This window comes from Streptomyces sp. BE20, from assembly GCF_036322525.1.
Taxonomy (GTDB): Bacteria; Actinomycetota; Actinomycetes; order Streptomycetales; family Streptomycetaceae; genus Kitasatospora.
This window is the reverse complement of the sequence record NZ_JAQYWW010000977.1, coordinates 29,956-47,502: the sequence shown is the minus strand read 5'-3', so window position 1 is coordinate 47,502 and position 17,547 is coordinate 29,956. Positions and strand designations below refer to the sequence as shown.

The window sequence follows — 17,547 nt, the reverse complement described above, 5'->3', positions numbered from 1 at the left end:
GCACTCCGGTGAGAGCGACGGGGCCCGGGGGCGCCTGCGTGTCCGACCCGCCCGCGCCCCCGGCCGCAGCCGGGACACGCGTCGCGGTGTCCGCGGTCTACAGGTCGTAGTAGAGCTCGAACTCGTGCGGGTGGGGCCGGAGGGCGATGGGGGCGATCTCCTGGGTGCGCTTGAAGTCGATCCAGGTCTCGATCAGGTCGGGCGTGAAGACGTTGCCCGCGAGCAGGTACTCGTGGTCGGCCTCCAGGGCCTCCAGGACGGCCGGGAGGGAGGCCGGCACCTGGGGGACGTTGGCGTGCTCCTCGGGGGCCAGCTCGTAGAGGTCCTTGTCGACCGGCTCCAGCGGCTCGATCTTGTTCTTGATGCCGTCCAGGCCGGCCATCAGCATGGCGGCGAAGGCCAGGTACGGGTTGGAGGCCGGGTCGGGCGCGCGGAACTCGATGCGCTTGGCCTTGGCGTTGGAGCCGGTGATCGGGATGCGGATCGCGGCCGAGCGGTTGCGCTGCGAGTAGACCAGGTTGACCGGGGCCTCGAAGCCGGGCACCAGGCGGTGGTAGGAGTTCACCGAGGGGTTGGTGAAGGCCAGCAGCGACGGGGCGTGCTTGAGCAGACCGCCGATGTAGTAGCGGGCGGTGTCGGAGAGCCCGGCGTAGCCCTGCTCGTCGTAGAAGAGCGGGGAGCCCTCGGTCCACAGCGACTGGTGGACGTGCATGCCCGAGCCGTTGTCGCCGAAGATCGGCTTCGGCATGAAGGTGGCGGTCTTGCCGTTGCGCCAGGCGACGTTCTTGATGATGTACTTGAACAGCATCAGGTCGTCGGCGGCGTGCAGCAGGGTGTTGTACTTGTAGTTGATCTCCGCCTGGCCGGCCGTGCCGACCTCGTGGTGCTGGCGCTCGACCTCCAGGCCGGCCTTGGCCAGCTCCAGGGACATCTCGGCGCGCAGGTCGGCGAAGTGGTCGACGGGCGGGACGGGGAAGTAGCCGCCCTTGTACTTGACCTTGTAGCCGCGCGCGTCGCCCTCGGCGGAGCCGGTGTTCCAGGCGCCCGCCTCCGAGTCGATGTGGTAGTAGGAGGCGTTGGCGCTGGTGTCGAACCGCACCGAGTCGAAGACGTAGAACTCGGCCTCGGGCCCGAAGAAGGCGGTGTCGGCGATGCCGGAGGAGGCGAGGTAGGCCTCGGCCTTCTTGGCGACGTTGCGCGGGTCGCGGCTGTATGCCTCGCCGGTCACCGGGTCCTGGATGAAGAAGTTGATGTTGAGGTGCTTCACCTGGCGGAACGGGTCGAGCCGGGCCGTGGCGAGGTCGGGGACCAGGGCCATGTCCGACTCGTGGATGGCCTGGAAGCCACGGATCGACGAGCCGTCGAACATCAGGATCTCGGACGGGTCGAAGGTCGCCGCAGGTACGGAGAAGTGCTGCATGACGCCCGGCAGGTCGCAGAACCGGACATCGACGAACTTGACGTCGTTGTCCTGAATGAACTGCTTCACTTCGGTGGCGTTGTTGAACATTCGTCCTCCTCGGCGTGCGAATGGGGCTCACCCTAGGAATGGCCCGTTTCCGACCGGTGACCCAGTCGTTTCCTGAATGTTAACCGCCGTTGTCGGGCGGGCGGCAAAGACGTACGGGTCTGGACAAAACGCCTCGCCCTCCCAGGTGGGGCTCTCCAAGTGGTCTGGACCACTTGGAGGGGGTGACGGAAAGCCCGAGTGGCGCGGTTCACTCTTCGGTGGACTACCTCGGGACTACCCCGGGACTTCTCCGGGACTCCTCGGGGGAGCCGGTGGTGGTGCCGGGTGTATGCCCGGTTAGTGTGGATCGGTGGACACCAGAGAAGCGTTGGGATCGTGGATCGACGGCCCGAAAGCGGCCGCCGAGAAGATGGGCGCCGACTTCGGCTACCGCGGTGAGCGCCTCGGGCTGCCTCAGGAGGGCCCCGGCTCGGTCGGCGGCCCCGGCCGCCGGATGGGCGCGCTGTTCGTCGACGGCTGGCTGGTCGCGCTGGTCGCCTTCGGGCTGGTCTCCAAGGGATCCCCGGCCTCGGCGAACCTGTGGACCACCCCGCTGTTCTTCACCGTCACCGTCCTGCTGATCGCCACGACGGGGACGACCGTCGGCAAGCGGCTGTTCGGCCTGCGGGTGGTCCGCCTGGACGGCAGCCGCGCCACCATCCCGCAGGTGCTGCTGCGCACGCTGCTGCTCTGCCTGGTGGTGCCGGCCCTGGTCTGGGACCGCGACACCCGGGGTCTGCACGACAAGGCGGTCGGCACGGTCGAGGTCCGGATCTGACCGCCCGGACCGCGACCCCCTGATCACCGACCGGAAACACGGAACGGCCCCGCTGCGGAGTTACCGCGGCGGGGCCGTTCCGTGTCGTAAGGGGAGGGGGTCAGCGGGCCTGGCCACCCTTGGGCATCCGGGCGCCCTTGGGCATCGGGCCCTTGGGGATCGGCGCCTTGGAGAGCAGGTCGCCCAGCGCCCGCAGGCGGTCGTTGGTCTCGGTGACCTGGGCGGCGGTGATGGCACGGGGCAGGCGCATCAGGTGGATCTGCAGCTTCTTGAGCGGAATCTCGCCCTCGCCGGTGCCCACCACGATGTCGTGCACCGGAACGTCGCCGACGATCCGCGCCATCTTCTTCTTCTCCGACGCCAGCAGCTGGCGGACCCGGTTCGGGTTGCCCTCGCCGATCAGCGCGATACCGGCCCGGCCCACGGCGCGGTAGACCGCGTCCTGGTTACGGGTGACCGCGACCGGGGTGGAGTTCGCGCTCCAGCCCCGTCGGATGTTGTTCAGTACCGCCGCGACCGCTCCCGGCTGCCCCTCCATCTGTCCGAACGCTGCGCGCTCGGCCCGGCGCCCGAAGACGATCGCCATGGCGAGGAACGCCACGATGAAGCCCAGGATGCCCAGGTAGACAGGGTGGTCGATCGCGAAGCCGATGGCGAGGAACACGCCGAAGGTCAGCAGGCCGACGCCGGCGATGATCAGGCCGATCTTGGTGTCGACCTTCTTGGTCATGGTGTACGCCAGGCGGATCTGCTTCAGTCGCCCGGGGTTCTCGGATGTTTCCCTCGCCATAACGCTCATGGTACGTGGCGTGGGTACGGGATATCCAAGCCCGGGTACCCGTTCGCCCCGAACCGTGACCCGTGCGTGCTCGTACCGGCGCCTCGACGGCGTCCCGCAGGGGCTCCGTCAGCGGCCCGCGGCTTTCGCCCGGGCGGTCGCGACGAGCGAGTCCTGCTCCCTGTCCGCCGCGTACTGGCGGTTCTCGCAGACCGCTGACCAGGCATTCCGCCGGGCCTGGCGCTGGCCGCCCGCCAGCAGCACGCTCTCGGCCAGCCGCAGCGCGGTGCCCACCGACCGGATACCGACCCGCATGCCGAACAGCTCCTCTCGTGGCTCGGAAGTTTTCCTGCGAGGACCCGTTCGTCCCCGCGTCCGCGCGGCCACCACGTCTCGTGGCCGAGAAAAATCGAACGACCGCGGCGGACCCATCGTCCCCACCCCGTGTTACCAGTCCGTGACCAGGCAGTCAAAGCCCGGTGAAGCGAAAGGGGCGGAGCCGAAGCTCCGCCCCTCCGATGGCGTAAAACCGTCGGCCCGCACCGGAGCGCGACTCAGACCGCCGCCTGCTCGTGCTGCGCGCGGTGCTCCAGCGCCTGCCGGTACAGCCGCCCGGCGCGGTACGACGAGCGCACCAGCGGGCCGGACATGACCCCGGCGAAGCCGAGCTCCTCGGCCTCCTGCTGCAGCTCGACGAACTCGTGCGGCTTGACCCAGCGCTCCACCGGGTGGTGGCGCAGCGAGGGGCGCAGGTACTGGGTGATGGTGATCAGCTCGCAACCGGCCCCGACCAGGTCGGCCAGCGCCTGGCTGACCTCCTCGCGGGTCTCGCCCATGCCCAGGATCAGGTTGGACTTGGTGACCAGGCCGGCGGCCCGGGCCTGCGTGATGACGTCCAGGGAGCGCTCGTAGCGGAACGCCGGGCGGATCCGCTTGAAGATCCGCGGCACCGTCTCGACGTTGTGCGCCAGCACCTCGGGGCGGGACGAGAAGACCTCGGCGAGCTGCTCGGGCACCGCGTTGAAGTCGGGGATCAGCAGCTCGACGCCGGTGCGGCCGCTCTCGCGGCCCGCCGTCATCGCGTGCACCTGGCGGACGGTCTCGGCGTACAGCCAGGAGCCGCCGTCCGGCAGGTCGTCGCGGGCCACGCCGGTGATGGTGGCGTAGTTGAGGTCCATGGTGACGATGGACTCGGCGACACGGCGCGGCTCGTCGCGGTCGAAGTCGGCGGGCTTGCCGGTGTCGATCTGACAGAAGTCGCAGCGGCGGGTGCACTGGTCACCGCCGATGAGGAAGGTCGCCTCGCGGTCCTCCCAGCACTCGAAGATGTTGGGGCAGCCGGCCTCCTGGCAGACGGTGTGCAGCCCCTCCTTCTTCACCAGCGACTGGAGGGCGTTGTACTCCGGGCCCATCTTCGCGCGGGTCTTGATCCACTCGGGCTTCCGCTCGATGGGGGTCTCGCTGTTGCGGACCTCCAGGCGGAGAAGCTTCCTGCCGTCGGGTGCGACAGCGGACACGTGCGACTCCTAGAACTAGACGGGGTACCCCCAGGGTACGCCTGTGCTTGTACGGCCTTCGTCGGGGCAGCGGCCCTGCAATCGCAGGGCAACAGCGGTACCGGCGGGTAGATTCCCCGGAAGCCGCCCGGGACTTCGAGGTGGCGGCTCCGGGCGCGGGCGTTCGGGGCCGGGCCCCGGTGGGCGGCGGCCGGAGCTCAGCGGCGGAGTGCCGGCTCCGGGAGTTCCGCGAGCACCTCGGCCAGGTGCTTCTCGACCAGCGGCAACGCTTCGGCGACCGGGAGGTCCCGTCCCAGCTCACCGGCCAGCGAGGCGACGCCGGCGTCCCGGATGCCGCACGGCACGATCTTGTCGAACCAGGTCATGTCCGGGTCGCAGTTGAGCGCGAAGCCGTGCATGGTCACCCCGCGCGCGACCCGGACGCCGATCGCGGCGAGCTTGCGGTCGTCGCCGCGCTGCCCGGCGTTGGAGGGCGCGTACTCGGGGCCGGCGAGGCGCGGGTCGATGCCCAGCGGCAGGCCCATCCGCAGCGTGAGTTTGCCGATGTCCACCACCTGTGACGGGTCCACCACCGCGTCCGGGATGCTGTCGCCCAGCACCCAGACGCCGCTGCGGCCCTCGATCCGGGTGGTCTCCACGCCGAACGCGCCGCAGGCGCGGATCAGGGCCTCCTCCAACCGGCGCACGTACGCGATCACGTCGATCGGATCGGGCAGCTTCACGATCGGGTAGCCGACCAGCTGGCCCGGGCCGTGCCAGGTGATCTCGCCGCCCCGGTTGACCTCGACCACCGGGGTGCCGTCCAGCGGCAGGTCGGCGGGGTTGGTGCGCTTGCCCATGGTGTACACCGGCGGGTGCTCCAGCAGCAGCACCGTGTCCGGGATCTCGTCCGCGACCCGCAGGGCGTGCAGCCGCTGCTGCTCCTCCCAGGCCTCCTGGTAGGGCACGGAGCCCTCGCCTATGCCCATCCGCACGAAACGTACGTTCTCGCTCACCAACTGCTCCTTGCCAGGCGTTCGAGACCAACCTGGCCACTGTACGCCCGCCCGCCGAGGGGCCGTCCAGGTGCCTGCGGCCGTGCTCGCCCCCGTGCTCGCCCCCCGTCCCGCGCCCGGCCCGCGCCCGGCCCGCGACCGGGTCGCCGCCGTCGTGGCCGCTCAGGTGTCCGAGAGCAGCTGCAGCCGGAGGGCCAGCTGGAGCTCCAGCGAGCGCTCGGGGTGGTTCCAGTCCCGTCCGAGCAGCACTTCGACCCGGTCCAGCCTCTGTACCACCGTGTTCACGTGGACGTGCAGCTCGTCCTTGGCCCGGGTGAGGCTGCCGCCGCAGTCGAAGTAGGCGCGCAGGGTGCGGACCAGCTCGGTGCCGCGCCGGCCGTCGTAGTCCAGCAGCGGGCCGAGCGTCGCCCGGACGAAGCCGTCCACGTCGTGGCCGTCGCCGAGCAGGACGCCGAGGAAGCCGAGCGCCCGGGCCGAGGCGCCGTCCCCGGCCCGGCCCAGGACCCGCAGTGCCCGCACGCAGCGCAGGCCCTCGGCGTGGGCGGCGGCGAGCGCCACCGGTCCGGCGGCGGGGCGGCCGGCGCCCACGGTGACCGGGAACCCGGCCAGCCGGGCGAGCCGCTCGGCGGCCTGCTCGGCCGCCCTCAGGGCGGCGTCCCCGCCCTCGTCGGCGCCGTCGGGGACGAGCAGCACCACCGCCTCGCCGTGCTCCGCGCTGATCCCCCTGGAGCCGAACAGGTACCGTCCGGCCGCGCCGGCCAGCCGGGAGCGGTCGCCGGCGGCGGTGGAGGCCGCGCCCGCCGTCGTGGTTCCACCGGCCGGTTCGGCGACCAGGACCAGGTGCGGTCGGCCGAGGTCCACACCGAGCCGCCGGCCGCGCGCGGTCAGCCCGGCCGGGTCCCGGTCGGGGGCGGTGAGCAGGTCCGTCAGCAGTTCGCCGCGGACCCGGTTCTCCGTCTCGGCGACCGAACGGCGCAGCAGCAGGAGCAACGCGGTCACCACACCGGCCCGCTCGAACAGCCGCCGGTCGGCGTCGTCGAGGTCCGGGCGACCGCGCAGCACCAGGGTGCCGAGCTGCTCCTGGCCGGCCAGTACCGCGCAGACCCAGGCGTCGCCGTGCGGGACCGAGCGGCCCTCGGCGCGGGACGCGGCGGCGGCTTCGGCGAGCCCGGCTCCGGGCCCGGACCGTCCGGCCAGCGGCTCGCCCTCGGCGTCCAGGACCGTTATCCCGCCGCCGAGGAGGGCGGCCACGGCGGCCGCCACGTCCGGCACCTCGGCACCGCGCAGGACCAGGTCGGTCAGCCGGTCGTGGCCCTGCTCGGCGCGCTGGACGGCGTCGGAGTGGGCGCGGATCAGCGCGTTGGCGGTGTTCAGCTCGCCGAGCGCGGCCCGGGTGTCGGCCAGCGACTTGGCGGTGTCCAGGGCGATCGCGGCGTGTGCGGCCAGGGTGCAGAGCAGCGCGACCTCGTCGGGGGAGAAGGTGCGCGGCGAGCGGTCGGCGGCGAACAGGACGCCGATGACCCGGCCGCCGAGCAGCAGCGGCACTCCGATGATCGCCACCAGGCCCTCGTCCAGGACGCCCGCGTCGATGGTGCCGGTGTGGTGGAACCGGTCGTCGGCGCGGTAGTCGGGGGAGGCGTACGGGCGGGCGGTCTGTGCGACCAGCCCGCCGAGTCCGTCGCCGAGGCTGAGCCGCAGGGTCTGGAAGAGGACGGACACCGAGCCGTCGGTGACCCGCATGTAGGTGTCGCCGGCGGCCTCGTCCGGGAGGGTCAGGTAGGCGGTGTCGGTGCCGAGCAGCATGCGGGCCCGGCGGACGATGGCCTGCAGCACGGTGTCGAGGTCCCGGGAGGCGGCGAGGTCCCCGGCGGTGTCGAAGAGGGCGGTCAGCTCTGCCTCGCGGCGACGGTGCTGACGCAGCGTCCGGTGCACGCGCAGCGCCTGCCAGGTGGCCTCGTCGATCTCGTCCAGGACGGCGGCCGGCGCACCCCGGCGGCGGGCTTCGGCGAGCACGTCGGTGAAGTCCTCGGTGGCGGCGCCGGAGGCGAGCAGGTCGAGGAGCTTCCGGAGCGCCGGCGCCGAGCCGGGCTGAAGGTCGTTCGCGGCGCGGTCGTTCGCGGCGAGGTCATTGATGGCGCGGTCGTTGATGGCGCGGTCGTTCACGGGTGCGGCCGCCAATCGGCAGTGGGTCTCAAGCCCTGGGGAGGGAAGCGCGATCGTAGCTGGTCAGCCCGGGTGCCCGCGGGCGGCCTGCGCTCGCCCGTCGTGAGCGCAGGCCGCCGTACGTCGCGTCAAGCCGCCCGTGGTGTCAGGCGGTTGCCGCCGTCGCCGCCCCCTGTCCGGCCTCCGCCGCCGCGTCCCCCGACGTCTCCTCCTCCGCCTCCGCCAGGTCGTGCCCCCGCGTCTCCCGTCCGCAGAGCACGGCCAGCACGGTGATCACGGCGGCGATCGCCACGTACACCGAGATCGGGGTGGAGTTCCCGTGGTCCTTCAGCAGCGCGGTGGCGATCAGCGGGGCGGGCGCGCCCGCCGCGACCGAGGCGAACTGGGCGCCGATCGAGGCGCCCGAGTAGCGCATCCGGGTGGCGAACAGCTCGGAGAAGAAGGCGGCCTGGGGCGCGTACATCGCGCTGTGGAAGACCAGTCCGACGGTCACCGCCAGCAGGAGCGAGCTGAAGGATCTGGTGTCGACCAGTCCGAAGAAGACGAACGCCCAGGCGCCGACGCCCACCGCGCCGACCAGGTACACCGGTTTGCGCCCGACCCGGTCGGAGAGCGCCCCGAAGACCGGGATCAGGGCGAACTGGATCGCCGAGGCGATCAGCACGGCGTTGAGCGCGGTCTGCTTCGGCAGGTGGACGTGGTTGACGGCGTAGGCGAGGACGAACGTGGTCATGACGTAGTACGAGATGTTCTCCGCCATCCGGGCGCCCATCGCCACCAGCACCTCCCGCCAGTGGTGTCGCAACACCGCCACCAGCGGCGTCTGTTCGGGCTTCCCCAGGGCCGCCTCGCGCGCCTCGGCCCGGGCCAGGGCCTGCTTGAACAGCGGCGACTCGTCCACCGCCAGCCGGATCCACAGCCCGACGCCGACCAGCACCGCCGACAGCAGGAACGGCACCCGCCAGCCCCAGGAGAGGAAGGCCTCCTCCGACTGCACGGTGGTCAGCAGCGACAGGACGCCGGCCGCCAGCAGGTTCCCGGCCGGTGCGCCGCTCTGCGGCCAGGACGCCCAGAACCCGCGCCGCCGGGCGTCACCGTGCTCCGACACCAGCAGCACCGCGCCGCCCCACTCGCCGCCGAGCGCGAACCCCTGCACCAGCCGCAGCACGGTGAGCAGGACCGGCGCCGTCGCCCCGATCGAGTCGTACGTCGGCAGACAGCCGATCAGGGTGGTCGACCCGCCCATCAGCAGCAGGCTCACCACGAGCAGCTTCTTCCGCCCCACCCGGTCCCCGAAGTGCCCGAACACCAGGGCCCCGAGCGGCCGGGCCGCGAACCCGATGGCGTAGGTGAGGAAGGAGAGCAGCGTGCCGGTCAGCGGATCGCTGTTCGGGAAGAACAGCTTCCCGAACACCAGCGCCGCCGCTGTTCCGTACAGGAAGTAGTCGTACCACTCGATCGTCGTTCCTATGAGGCTGGCGGCCACGACTCGTGGCAGTGAACCTCTCGTGTCCTTCGGGGCGTCGGCGCTGCTCATGGTCACCACTTCCGGCTGGGGGACGGTGTTGCCACAAGGTAGGAACTCCCCTGCCCGGATCCTATGGTGGAGGCCGATACATCAATGGGCGGCGATATGGGCGGGGGGGCCATAGGCCGCGGAGGGTGGGACGCCCGACCGCGCGGTTGACGCGGCAGTCGCGATGCCCCGACGAGCCGGCGGGGCCGCCGACGAGTGGTTGCGACCACGGCACCTGCGCGGTGCTCCGACCGGGGATCTCCGGGCACTTGCCGCTGCGGACGCTGAGCAGTCGGCGGTCCTCGGCCCCGGCCCACTTCTGCTCGCCGGTCTTCGCCGCGCGGTCAACGGGCGGTCCAGCCGCCGTCGATCGGGAGGCTGGCGCCGGTGACGTAGGAGGCGTGCGGGGAGCAGAGCCAGAGGACCAGCCGGGCGACCTCGTCGGGTTCGATCAGGCGCTTGACGGCGGTGCGGTCGAGCATGATCCGTTCCACCACCTCGCCCTCGGGGATGCCGTGGGCGAGTGCCTGGTCGGCGATCTGACGCTCCACCAGGGGGGTCCGGACGTAGCCCGGGTTGACGCAGTTGCTGGTGACGCCGTACGGCGCGCCCTCCAGCGCCACCGTCTTGCTCAGCCCCTCCAGCGCGTGCTTGGCGGTCACGTAGGCGGACTTGAAGGCGCTGGCCCGCAGGCCGTGGACGGAGGAGACGTTGACCACCCGCCCCCACTCCCGCGCGTACATCTGCGGGAGGGTCCGGCGCAGGATCCGGAACGGCGCCTCGACCATCACCCGCTGGATCAGCAGGAACCGGTCGACCGGGAACTCGTGCAAGGGTGCGACGTGTTGGAGGCCCGCGTTGTTGACCACGATGTCGGCGTCGGCCGGCAGCGCCTCCACCGCCTCCGGGTCGGAGAGGTCGGCGACGTGGGCGACGCCGCCGATTCGCTCGGCGAGCCGGCGGGCAGGCTCGGCGGCGACGTCGACGACGTAGACCCGGGCGCCGGCCGCGGCGAGGGCTTCGGCGCAGGCGCGGCCGATGCCCGAGGCGGCCCCGGTGACCAGGGCGGTGCGGCCGTCGAGCGGGCGGTCTGAAGTGGTGTCCATGGCCCAGAACGGTAGGAATCCGGCGGCTTCCCTCCTATGTGGCGAACCCCTACAGCATCAGGGTGAACTGTGGTGATCGCCGTCATGACGGTCCATGGGCGGGAGGAGTCGTGAAAGCCAAACCGATCGCTGGGCGTCTTCCCCACAATGGGCGCGGATGCTTCACCCGTTCGGAGGATTGCTCGGTCAGAACCACCCATAGCGCCCGAATGCTCGCTACATTCACGCCGATTCCCGACAGGGGGCGTCGCCACAGGCAGCCGAACCGCTGGTGGAGCCGGTGCGGCGTCCGAGAGGTGTTGACTGACTATGCCCCAAAGGCCTGTAACCGACAGCCCGGCGTACGGACCGCTCGACCCGCTCGACCAGCACCGAGGTCCGGTCGGCCGGGCCCTTCCGGACGCCCCCGACACCCCGACCGCCGACGAGCTGCGGCTTCCCGTCCAGGCCACGCCCGACCGGCACCCGACCGTGCTCGCCACCGCCGACGAGCCGCCCCGGCCGGCCCAGGTCGACCCCGCGGGCGGCCGTCCGGCGGGCCGGACGGGAGGTCAGTCGGGCGGCCACTCCGGGTCGGCCACGCAGAACCTCCAACTGGCCGCCCTGATCGAGGAGGCGGGCTTCTCGCACGCCGGGCTGGCCCGCCGGGTCGACCAGCTCGGCCTGGAGCACGGCCTGGACCTGCGGTACGACAAGACCTCGGTCACCCGCTGGCTCCGCGGCCAGCAGCCGCGCGGCGCCACCCCGGCACTGATCGCCGAGGTGTTCACCCGCCGGCTCGGCCGCCGCCTCACCGCCCAGGACCTCGGCCTGGACGCCTGCGCCCCGGTCTACGCGGGCCTGGAGTTCGCCGAGACGCCGCAGGAGGCGGTGGACATCGTGGCGAGCATGTGGCGCAAGGACAACGGCCCGCAGTCGGAGCTGCGCCGGATCGCCTTCACCCCGGCCGGGCTGGTCGTGCCGAGCCGGGACTGGCTGATCGGCCGGACCGACGAGCGGGTCGCGCGGGACGGCTCCACCCTGGCCAGGCCCGATCCGGGCAGTGGCGCGCCGTCCGCCGGACCACCCGGCCCGGGTGCGCCCGGCGGCCCCGCCGCGCCTCCGGCCCGCGGCTCCGCCCCGGGCACCTCCGGCACGCCCGGAACGGGCCTCGGCCGGGCTGCGACCCCGGCCGGATCGGCCACCGGAGCGGCCCCGGCCGCCGCGGGCACGCCCGCCGGGGCGACTGCGGGGCCCGCCTCCGGGGCGGCCGCCGGCACGACCGCGCTCGGCCGGGTGCCGACCCAGAGCCGGCGTCCGCCCATCGCCGTCGAGCCGCCGTACCACGACCCGGCCCGCGAGCCCCGCCCGGCGCTGCGGGTCGGCCGGGGGGACATCGCGGCCATCCGCGCCGTCGGCGACCTCTTCCGCGCGCTGGACCACGCCTACGGCGGCGGCCACGCCCGCCAGGCGCTGGTGCGCTACCTGGAGAGCGAGGCCGAGCCGATGCTGCGGGGCCGCTACGGCGAGCAGATCGGCCGCGCGCTGTTCGGTGCCGTCGCGGACCTCACCCGACTGGCCGGGTGGACGTCCTTCGACATCGCCGCGCACGGCCTCGCCCAGCGCTACTTCGTCCAGGCCCTGCGGCTCTCCCAGGCCGCCGGCGACCGCGCGCTCGGCGGGTACGTCCTGGTGACGATGAGCCAGCAGGCCGTGCACCTCGGCCACGGCCGGGAGGCCGTCCAGCTGGCGAGGGTCGCCCAGCAGGGCGTCGGCGGAGCCGTGCCGCCCACGGTGCAGGCGCTGCTGCACGCCGCCGAGGCGCGTGGGCACGGCCTGCTCGGCGACGTCCGCTCCTGCACCACCGCGCTGGTCCGCGCCGAGCGGTCGCTGGCCGCGGCCCGGGCGGGCGACGAACTGCCCTCCTGGGCCCGGTTCTTCGACGAGGCCCAGCTCTCCGACGAGTTCGCCCACTGCTACCGGGACCTCCAGCAGTGGCGGACGGCCGCCCAGCACGCCGAGAAGTCGCTGCGGCTGCGCTCGCCCGCCTACGCCCGGAGCCGGATCTTCTGCCGGCTGGTGCTGGCCACCGCCAGGCTCGGGATGGGCGACCTCGACGAGGCCTGCGGCATGGCCACCGACGCGCTGCGGGCGGCGGGGGAGATGCGATCGGCCCGCTCGCTGGAGTACGTGCGGGACTTCCACCGCCGGCTCACCCCGTACCGGGGCAGTCCGGTGGCCCGGGCGTTCGAGGAGACCGTCCGTCAGGCGGGGGTGATCTGATCGGCATACGCCCGAGCCCCGGGCGGCGGAGCGCCTACCGGTTCTCGGTGTTCACCAGCTCTCGGCGTTCACCCGTGGCCGGTCGCCCTCGCCGGCGGCCGGCGGGCGGGCGTCCCCGCGCAGTCGCTGGGCGGTGAGCGGGAAGCCCAGCACCGAGAGCATCCCCGCGCCGACCAGTGCGGCGGCCGTGGAGGACGGCAGGTGCCCAGAGTCGACCTCGATGGTGGTGATGACCACGACCAGTGGCAGCGCCGTGGCGCCGTACAGCCCGAGCGCCACCCGGTCGCGCCGTCCGAGCCCGACCGGGGCGATCAGCGCCGCGGGCAGCCCGCGCACGGCCAGCAGCAGGGTCAGGAAGAGCGGGACGAGCAGCAGCGTGCCCGGATCGTCCAGCAGCGCCGAGAGGTCGAAGTTCATCCCGCTCACGACGAAGAACACCGGGACGAGGAAGCCGAAGCCGATGCCCTCCAGCTTGGCCTCGATCACCTCGCCCTCGGCCTCCGGGACGTCGGACAGCAGCAGCCGGGAGACGATGCCGGCGGTGAACGCGCCGAGCAGCATGTCGAGGTCCAGCCAGAGCGCGGCCGCGACCATGGTCGCGAGCGCGAGGATCACGGTACGGACGGCGAACTGGCCGGAGGTGCGCAGCGTGCGCCGGATCAGCCGGGTCATCCGGACCGGCCGGGCGCGCCGGGCGTAGCCGATCGCGACGGCGGTGATCACCGCGAAGGCGGCCAGGATGACGGCGGTCCTGGCCGGGGTGTTGCCGCTGAGCAGGACGGCGATGGCGATGATCGGCCCGAACTCGCCGACCGCGCCGGTGGCCATCACCAGCGAGCCGAACGGGGTGGGCAGCTCCCCGGAGTCGCGCAGGATCGGCAGGATGGTGCCCAGTGCCGTGGTGGTCAGAGCCAGCCCGGTGAAGGCGCCGTCCAGTGGGTCGGGGTTGACGAGCGCCCCGACGCCGAGCGCGGCCACCAGGGTGACCAGCCACGCGGTGCCCGCCTGCCGGAGCGGGCCGCCGCGCAGCTTGGCGAAGTCGATCTCGTACCCGGCCAGGAACATCAGCATGGCCAGACCGAGCTGGGAGAGCGCGTCGACGAAGTCGTCGGTGCGCACCCAGCCCAGGACGTCCGGGCCGATCAGGACACCGAGCACGATCTCGAACACCACGGTGGGAACGGCGATCCACCGCAGCAGCCGGTCGGCGAGCAGCGGCGCGGCCACCGCGGCGGCCGGGACCAGGATCAGCGCGAGCGGTTGGACCTCAGGCCCGGCGCTCACCGGGCGTCCGGCGGAAGGGGAGGAACCATCCGATCAGCGGTCATATCGGCATACTGGCACGCGGCCGGGCCCCTCTCCGGCAGCCCGGCCGCGTGCCGGTGACGGCAACGGGCCCGTCAGGCCGCCGCCTCCGCCTCCCGCACGGCCAGCGGCAGCCCGAGGTCACGGACCACGGCCTCGGCGGCCCGGCGCCCGGACACCAGCGCGCCCTGCACGCTGCTGGTGTCGCGGTGGTCGCCGCAGACGTACAGCCCGGCCAGCAGCCGGACCGGCCGCCGGGTGTTGTGCGGCGGGGGCATGGCCGGTACGGCGTCCGGGAGGTGCCGCACGCTCAAGAACTGCCAGCCCGCCACCGGTGTCCCGTACAGCTCCGCCAACCGTCCGCGGACCGCGGGTTCCAGCGCGGCCGGCCCGCCGGCGTCGAAGCTGCGGCGGCCGAGCACGGTCGTGGCGATCAGCGCCTGCCCGGCCGGCGCGTACGACGGGTGCAGCTCGCTGAGCACCAGCGAGTGCGAGACCAGCGACTGCTGACCGTTCGGGCGGTCCCCGTCCAGGAGGAGGACCGCCTCGCCGAGCGGGCTCCGGTCGGCCGCGTGGTAGAAGGTGGTGACGGGGTGGAAGCCGGGCAGCCGCAGGCCCGGCAGCAGGCCGGTGGCGGACCGGGGGTCGGTGGCGACCACCACGGCCTGGGCGTTGATCCGCCCGTGCCCGACGGTCTCCACGCCGTCGGCCGCTATCGAGGTGACCCGTACGCCGGTGCGTACGGTGCCGGCGGGGAGGGCGGCGGCCAGTTGGGTCGGCACGGCCGCGATCCCGCCGGCGGGCAGACAGAGCCGGCCGCGCGCGTAGCAGCGGAGCACCAGGTCGGCGACCCGGCTGCTGGTACCGAGGGCCGGGTCGCTGAGCAGGGCGCCGAGCAGCGGTCGCAGGAGGCCGTCGACGGTCCGCGGGGCGAGCCCGCGGTCGGCGAGAGCCCGGGCGGCAGTGGTCTCGGGTCGGGCCTTGAGGCGGGCGGCGGGGGTCGCCGCCAGCCGGTTGAGCCAGCTGCCGAGCCGCGCCTTGTCCAGCGGACTGCCCAGTGGGGCCCGGGCGGCGGCCTGCCGGGCGGTGGTCAGTTGTGGGTCCCCGACCCGGTACCGGCGCCCGGCGCTGTGCACGAGGACGCCGGGGGCGAGCGGGCGCAGTTCGAGGCGGTCGAGGTCGAGCACACGACGCGGCTCGGGGAAGGCGGTGTTCAGCAGGTGGCTTCCGTGGTCGAGCCGGAATCCGTCCAGCTCGTGGGTGGCTGCTCGGCCGCCGATCCGGTCCGAGGCCTCGAAGACCTGGACGGTCAGGCCGTGGCCGGTGAGGACGCGGGCGGCGGCCAGGCCCGCGAGTCCGGCTCCGACCACAACGACGTCCGGATCGGACTGCCGGCGGGTGCGGCGAATGAAGTCATACGTGGGCACGGGTGGCTCCCTCCCTGGTCCCGGGGTTTCGGGCCGGCGCAGGTAGCGGGGTGCTGGGACACGGTCCGACGATGTGATGCCCAGTCAGTGTGAGGGTCAGACAGGCGCATCGGGCCCGATCCGAAGCCGGGAAGAGGAGTGACAGCATCCGGTGGGGGCTCGGTCACGGACTGTGATTCGATCCGGGTGGGATTCCGGCCCGGCGGGCGCGCACGGTCACCAGGGGCGCGCAACGCGCCCGCAGCGTGCTCCCGTGCGCCCCCTCACGGAGCCCCGCCCGGACTGCGTCGGGCATATGCCCATGGCCAGGGCGGACGTCGTACGGCGCCTACGCGGTGGTGGGGGGACCGCGCATCGGCGCCGCGGCGGTCGTCGAACCCGTCGCGCCCGCCGCCCCCGGTCGGCCCGCTCCGCCCGCCCCCCGGCCGCCGCCCCCCGCTCCCGGCGGCCCTGTCCGGCGGCCCGTCCCCGCAGCTCCCGCTCCCGGCGTCGCACGCCCCGCCCCGTTCCCGCCGCGCCGTCGGGTCAGAGGGCCGCCCGCACCGCCGAATCCACGTCGGGATGCCGGAACCGGAAGCCCGCGTCCAGCAGCCTCCGCGGCACCACCCGGTGGCTGCCGACCACTTCGACCGCCAACTCGCCCAGCACGGCGTCCAGGAGTGCCTTGGGCACCGGGAACGGCGTCGGCCGGTGCAGCTCCCGGCCGAGCGCCGCCGTCAGCTCGGCATTGGTCACCGGCTCCGGGGCGGTGAGGTTGAACGCGCCGCTCAGGTCCTCCCGGTCGATCAGGAACCGCAGCGCCGCGACCTCGTCGGCCAGGGAGATGAAGCTCCAGTACTGCCGGCCGTCGCCGAGCCGCCCGCCGAGGCCGAGCCGGAACAGCGGGAAGAGCCGCCCGCCCGCGCCGCCGTCCGCCGAGAGCACCAGCCCGGTCCGCGGGTGCACCACCCGGACCCCGGCCCGCTCGGCCGCTCCGGCGGCGGCCTCCCACTCGACACAGACCTCGGCCAGGAAGTCGTCCCCGGCGGGCGACTCCTCGTCGATCACCCGGTCCCCGGTCTGTCCGTAGAAGCCGACCGCCGACGCGCTGAGGAAGACCCGCGGCGGCTCGGTGAGCCCGGCCACCGCGGCGGCCAGCGTCTCGGTGCCGAGCACCCTGCTCTCCCGGATCTCCCGCTTGTAGGCGTCGGTCCAGCGCCGGTCGCCGACCCCGGCGCCGGCCAGGTGCACGACGGCCTCCACCCCGGCGAGCCCGGCCCGGTCGACCTGACCCAGCAGCGGGTTCCAGCCGATGGCGGTGGTGCCGTCCGGTCGAGGGCCGGTTTTCGAGCGGTGCCTGACCAGCCGTACCACCTCGTGGCCGTCCGCCAGCAGCGAGTCGACGAGTGCCGAGCCGATCAGTCCCGTGGATCCTGTGACCGCGATTCTCATGCGGACATCCTCGCAGCCGGGACCTCGCAGACCCGGGCGCTGCCGGCCGGAGCGTCGCCGGCCGGGGCGCGGCCCGCCCGGACGTCGCGCCCGGACGTCGAGGCACCCCACCCGGTAATTCCGTGTACGCCCGGGGCCCCGCTGATTAGCATGACGCGCATGCGCGAAGCCGACGATCTGATCATCCGTCCCGCTCAGGCCGAGGACGAGAAGGAGCTCTCCGCCCTCAACCGTGCGGCGTGGACCTGGCTGGCCGACGTTGCTCCACGGCCCGACGAGGGTGCGGACGTGTTCGACGAGCGCCACAGCCCGGACCAGTTCCTGCTCGCCGTGCTCGCTGACCGCGTCGTCGGCTACGTCCGGGTCGTCCCGCCCACTCCGCTGGCCAGCAACGCGCACGTGCGCCAGATCCAGGGCCTCGCGGTCGACGCCGGGGCCCGGGGCCGCGGCGTCGGCGTCGCGCTGGTCGAGGCCGCCTGTGCCGCGGCCCGCGAGCAGGGCGCCCGCCGGCTCACCCTGCGCGTGCTCGGCCACAACGCTCCGGCGCGCAGCCTCTACGAGCGCTGCGGCTTCGTCGTCGAGGGCTCGATGGCCGAGGAGTTCCTGATCGACGGCCGGTACGTCGACGACATCCTCATGGCCCGCACCCTCACGGCCTGACCCCACGCCGCGCCCGGCCCCGACCTCTCGGCCCGACCCCGGCCCTCCGTGGGGCGGAACGGCCCGGCGGCGGGGCCGCCCGCCCAGGGCCGCCCCGCC

At 73.4% G+C, this 17,547-nt stretch carries 14 protein-coding genes; 3 read left to right on the top strand and 11 right to left on the bottom strand.

The window, feature by feature from the left end; all coding sequences use genetic code 11:
* Positions 1-97 precede the first annotated feature (97 nt).
* Entirely contained in the window at positions 98-1,510 is a 1,413-nt protein-coding gene (gene glnA / locus PUR61_RS25435) for a type I glutamate--ammonia ligase (RefSeq protein WP_329881714.1), read from the bottom strand.
* 310 nt (positions 1,511-1,820) lie between these two features.
* Here glnA and PUR61_RS25430 point away from each other — a divergent pair, with 310 nt between their 5' ends.
* Complete coding sequence (locus tag PUR61_RS25430; RefSeq protein ID WP_329881713.1) at positions 1,821-2,288, top strand: RDD family protein; 468 nt, start codon at positions 1,821-1,823, stop codon at positions 2,286-2,288.
* 100 nt (positions 2,289-2,388) lie between these two features.
* On the opposite strand, the gene PUR61_RS25425 is transcribed toward PUR61_RS25430, so the two are convergent.
* The 7 genes from PUR61_RS25425 to PUR61_RS25395 form a co-directional block, all read right to left on the bottom strand.
* Complete coding sequence (locus PUR61_RS25425; RefSeq protein WP_329881711.1) at positions 2,389-3,078, bottom strand: DUF4191 domain-containing protein; 690 nt, start codon at positions 3,076-3,078, stop codon at positions 2,389-2,391.
* A gap of 117 nt (positions 3,079-3,195) precedes the next feature.
* Positions 3,196-3,381, bottom strand: a complete 186-nt coding sequence (locus PUR61_RS25420) for a hypothetical protein (RefSeq protein ID WP_329881709.1) — start codon at positions 3,379-3,381, stop codon at positions 3,196-3,198.
* Between the two features lie 239 nt (positions 3,382-3,620).
* Positions 3,621-4,583: a lipoyl synthase gene (locus PUR61_RS25415; RefSeq protein ID WP_329881708.1), complete on the bottom strand. Its 963-nt coding sequence runs from the start codon at positions 4,581-4,583 to the stop codon at positions 3,621-3,623.
* Between the two features lie 197 nt (positions 4,584-4,780).
* Positions 4,781-5,551 carry a lipoyl(octanoyl) transferase LipB gene (lipB, locus tag PUR61_RS25410; protein ID WP_443035234.1) on the bottom strand — a complete coding sequence of 257 codons (771 nt, stop codon included), beginning with the start codon at positions 5,549-5,551 and terminating at the stop codon, positions 4,781-4,783.
* Positions 5,552-5,740: 189 nt separating this feature from the next.
* A complete protein-coding gene (locus tag PUR61_RS25405; protein ID WP_329881733.1) occupies positions 5,741-7,711 on the bottom strand; it encodes a helix-turn-helix domain-containing protein in 1,971 nt (656 codons plus the stop codon).
* 175 nt (positions 7,712-7,886) lie between these two features.
* A complete protein-coding gene (locus PUR61_RS25400; protein WP_329881706.1) occupies positions 7,887-9,278 on the bottom strand; it encodes an MFS transporter in 1,392 nt (463 codons plus the stop codon).
* Positions 9,279-9,601: 323 nt separating this feature from the next.
* Positions 9,602-10,363 (bottom strand): 3-hydroxybutyrate dehydrogenase, encoded by a 762-nt coding sequence (locus PUR61_RS25395; protein ID WP_329881705.1) that lies wholly within the window; start codon positions 10,361-10,363, stop codon positions 9,602-9,604.
* A gap of 309 nt (positions 10,364-10,672) precedes the next feature.
* Here PUR61_RS25395 and PUR61_RS25390 point away from each other — a divergent pair, with 309 nt between their 5' ends.
* On the top strand, positions 10,673-12,625 hold the full coding sequence (locus tag PUR61_RS25390; protein WP_329881704.1) for a regulator: 1,953 nt from the start codon (positions 10,673-10,675) through the stop codon (positions 12,623-12,625).
* 51 nt (positions 12,626-12,676) lie between these two features.
* On the opposite strand, the gene PUR61_RS25385 is transcribed toward PUR61_RS25390, so the two are convergent.
* The 3 genes from PUR61_RS25385 to PUR61_RS25375 all read right to left on the bottom strand — a co-directional run bounded on the left by PUR61_RS25385 (position 12,677) and on the right by PUR61_RS25375 (position 16,788).
* Positions 12,677-13,909 (bottom strand): cation:proton antiporter, encoded by a 1,233-nt coding sequence (locus PUR61_RS25385; protein ID WP_329881703.1) that lies wholly within the window; start codon positions 13,907-13,909, stop codon positions 12,677-12,679.
* A gap of 116 nt (positions 13,910-14,025) precedes the next feature.
* A complete protein-coding gene (locus tag PUR61_RS25380; protein WP_329881702.1) occupies positions 14,026-15,357 on the bottom strand; it encodes an NAD(P)/FAD-dependent oxidoreductase in 1,332 nt (443 codons plus the stop codon).
* 525 nt (positions 15,358-15,882) lie between these two features.
* Positions 15,883-16,788, bottom strand: a complete 906-nt coding sequence (locus PUR61_RS25375) for a TIGR01777 family oxidoreductase (RefSeq protein WP_329881701.1) — start codon at positions 16,786-16,788, stop codon at positions 15,883-15,885.
* A gap of 150 nt (positions 16,789-16,938) precedes the next feature.
* Between PUR61_RS25375 and PUR61_RS25370 the strand changes: the two genes are divergently transcribed.
* Complete coding sequence (locus PUR61_RS25370; RefSeq protein ID WP_443035233.1) at positions 16,939-17,448, top strand: GNAT family N-acetyltransferase; 510 nt, start codon at positions 16,939-16,941, stop codon at positions 17,446-17,448.
* The last annotated feature ends 99 nt before the right edge of the window (positions 17,449-17,547 follow it).

Coding starts and splice junctions, on each gene's coding strand:
- glnA (WP_329881714.1), bottom strand. CDS start 1,510: ATGTTCAACAACGCCACCGAAGTGAAGCAGTTCATTCAGGACAACGAC.
- PUR61_RS25425 (WP_329881711.1), bottom strand. CDS start 3,078: ATGGCGAGGGAAACATCCGAGAACCCCGGGCGACTGAAGCAGATCCGC.
- PUR61_RS25420 (WP_329881709.1), bottom strand. CDS start 3,381: ATGCGGGTCGGTATCCGGTCGGTGGGCACCGCGCTGCGGCTGGCCGAG.
- lipB (WP_443035234.1), bottom strand. CDS start 5,551: ATGGGCATAGGCGAGGGCTCCGTGCCCTACCAGGAGGCCTGGGAGGAG.
- PUR61_RS25400 (WP_329881706.1), bottom strand. CDS start 9,278: ATGAGCAGCGCCGACGCCCCGAAGGACACGAGAGGTTCACTGCCACGA.
- PUR61_RS25395 (WP_329881705.1), bottom strand. CDS start 10,363: ATGGACACCACTTCAGACCGCCCGCTCGACGGCCGCACCGCCCTGGTC.
- PUR61_RS25390 (WP_329881704.1), top strand. CDS start 10,673: ATGCCCCAAAGGCCTGTAACCGACAGCCCGGCGTACGGACCGCTCGAC.
- PUR61_RS25375 (WP_329881701.1), bottom strand. CDS start 16,788: ATGAGAATCGCGGTCACAGGATCCACGGGACTGATCGGCTCGGCACTC.
- PUR61_RS25370 (WP_443035233.1), top strand. CDS start 16,939: ATGACGCGCATGCGCGAAGCCGACGATCTGATCATCCGTCCCGCTCAG.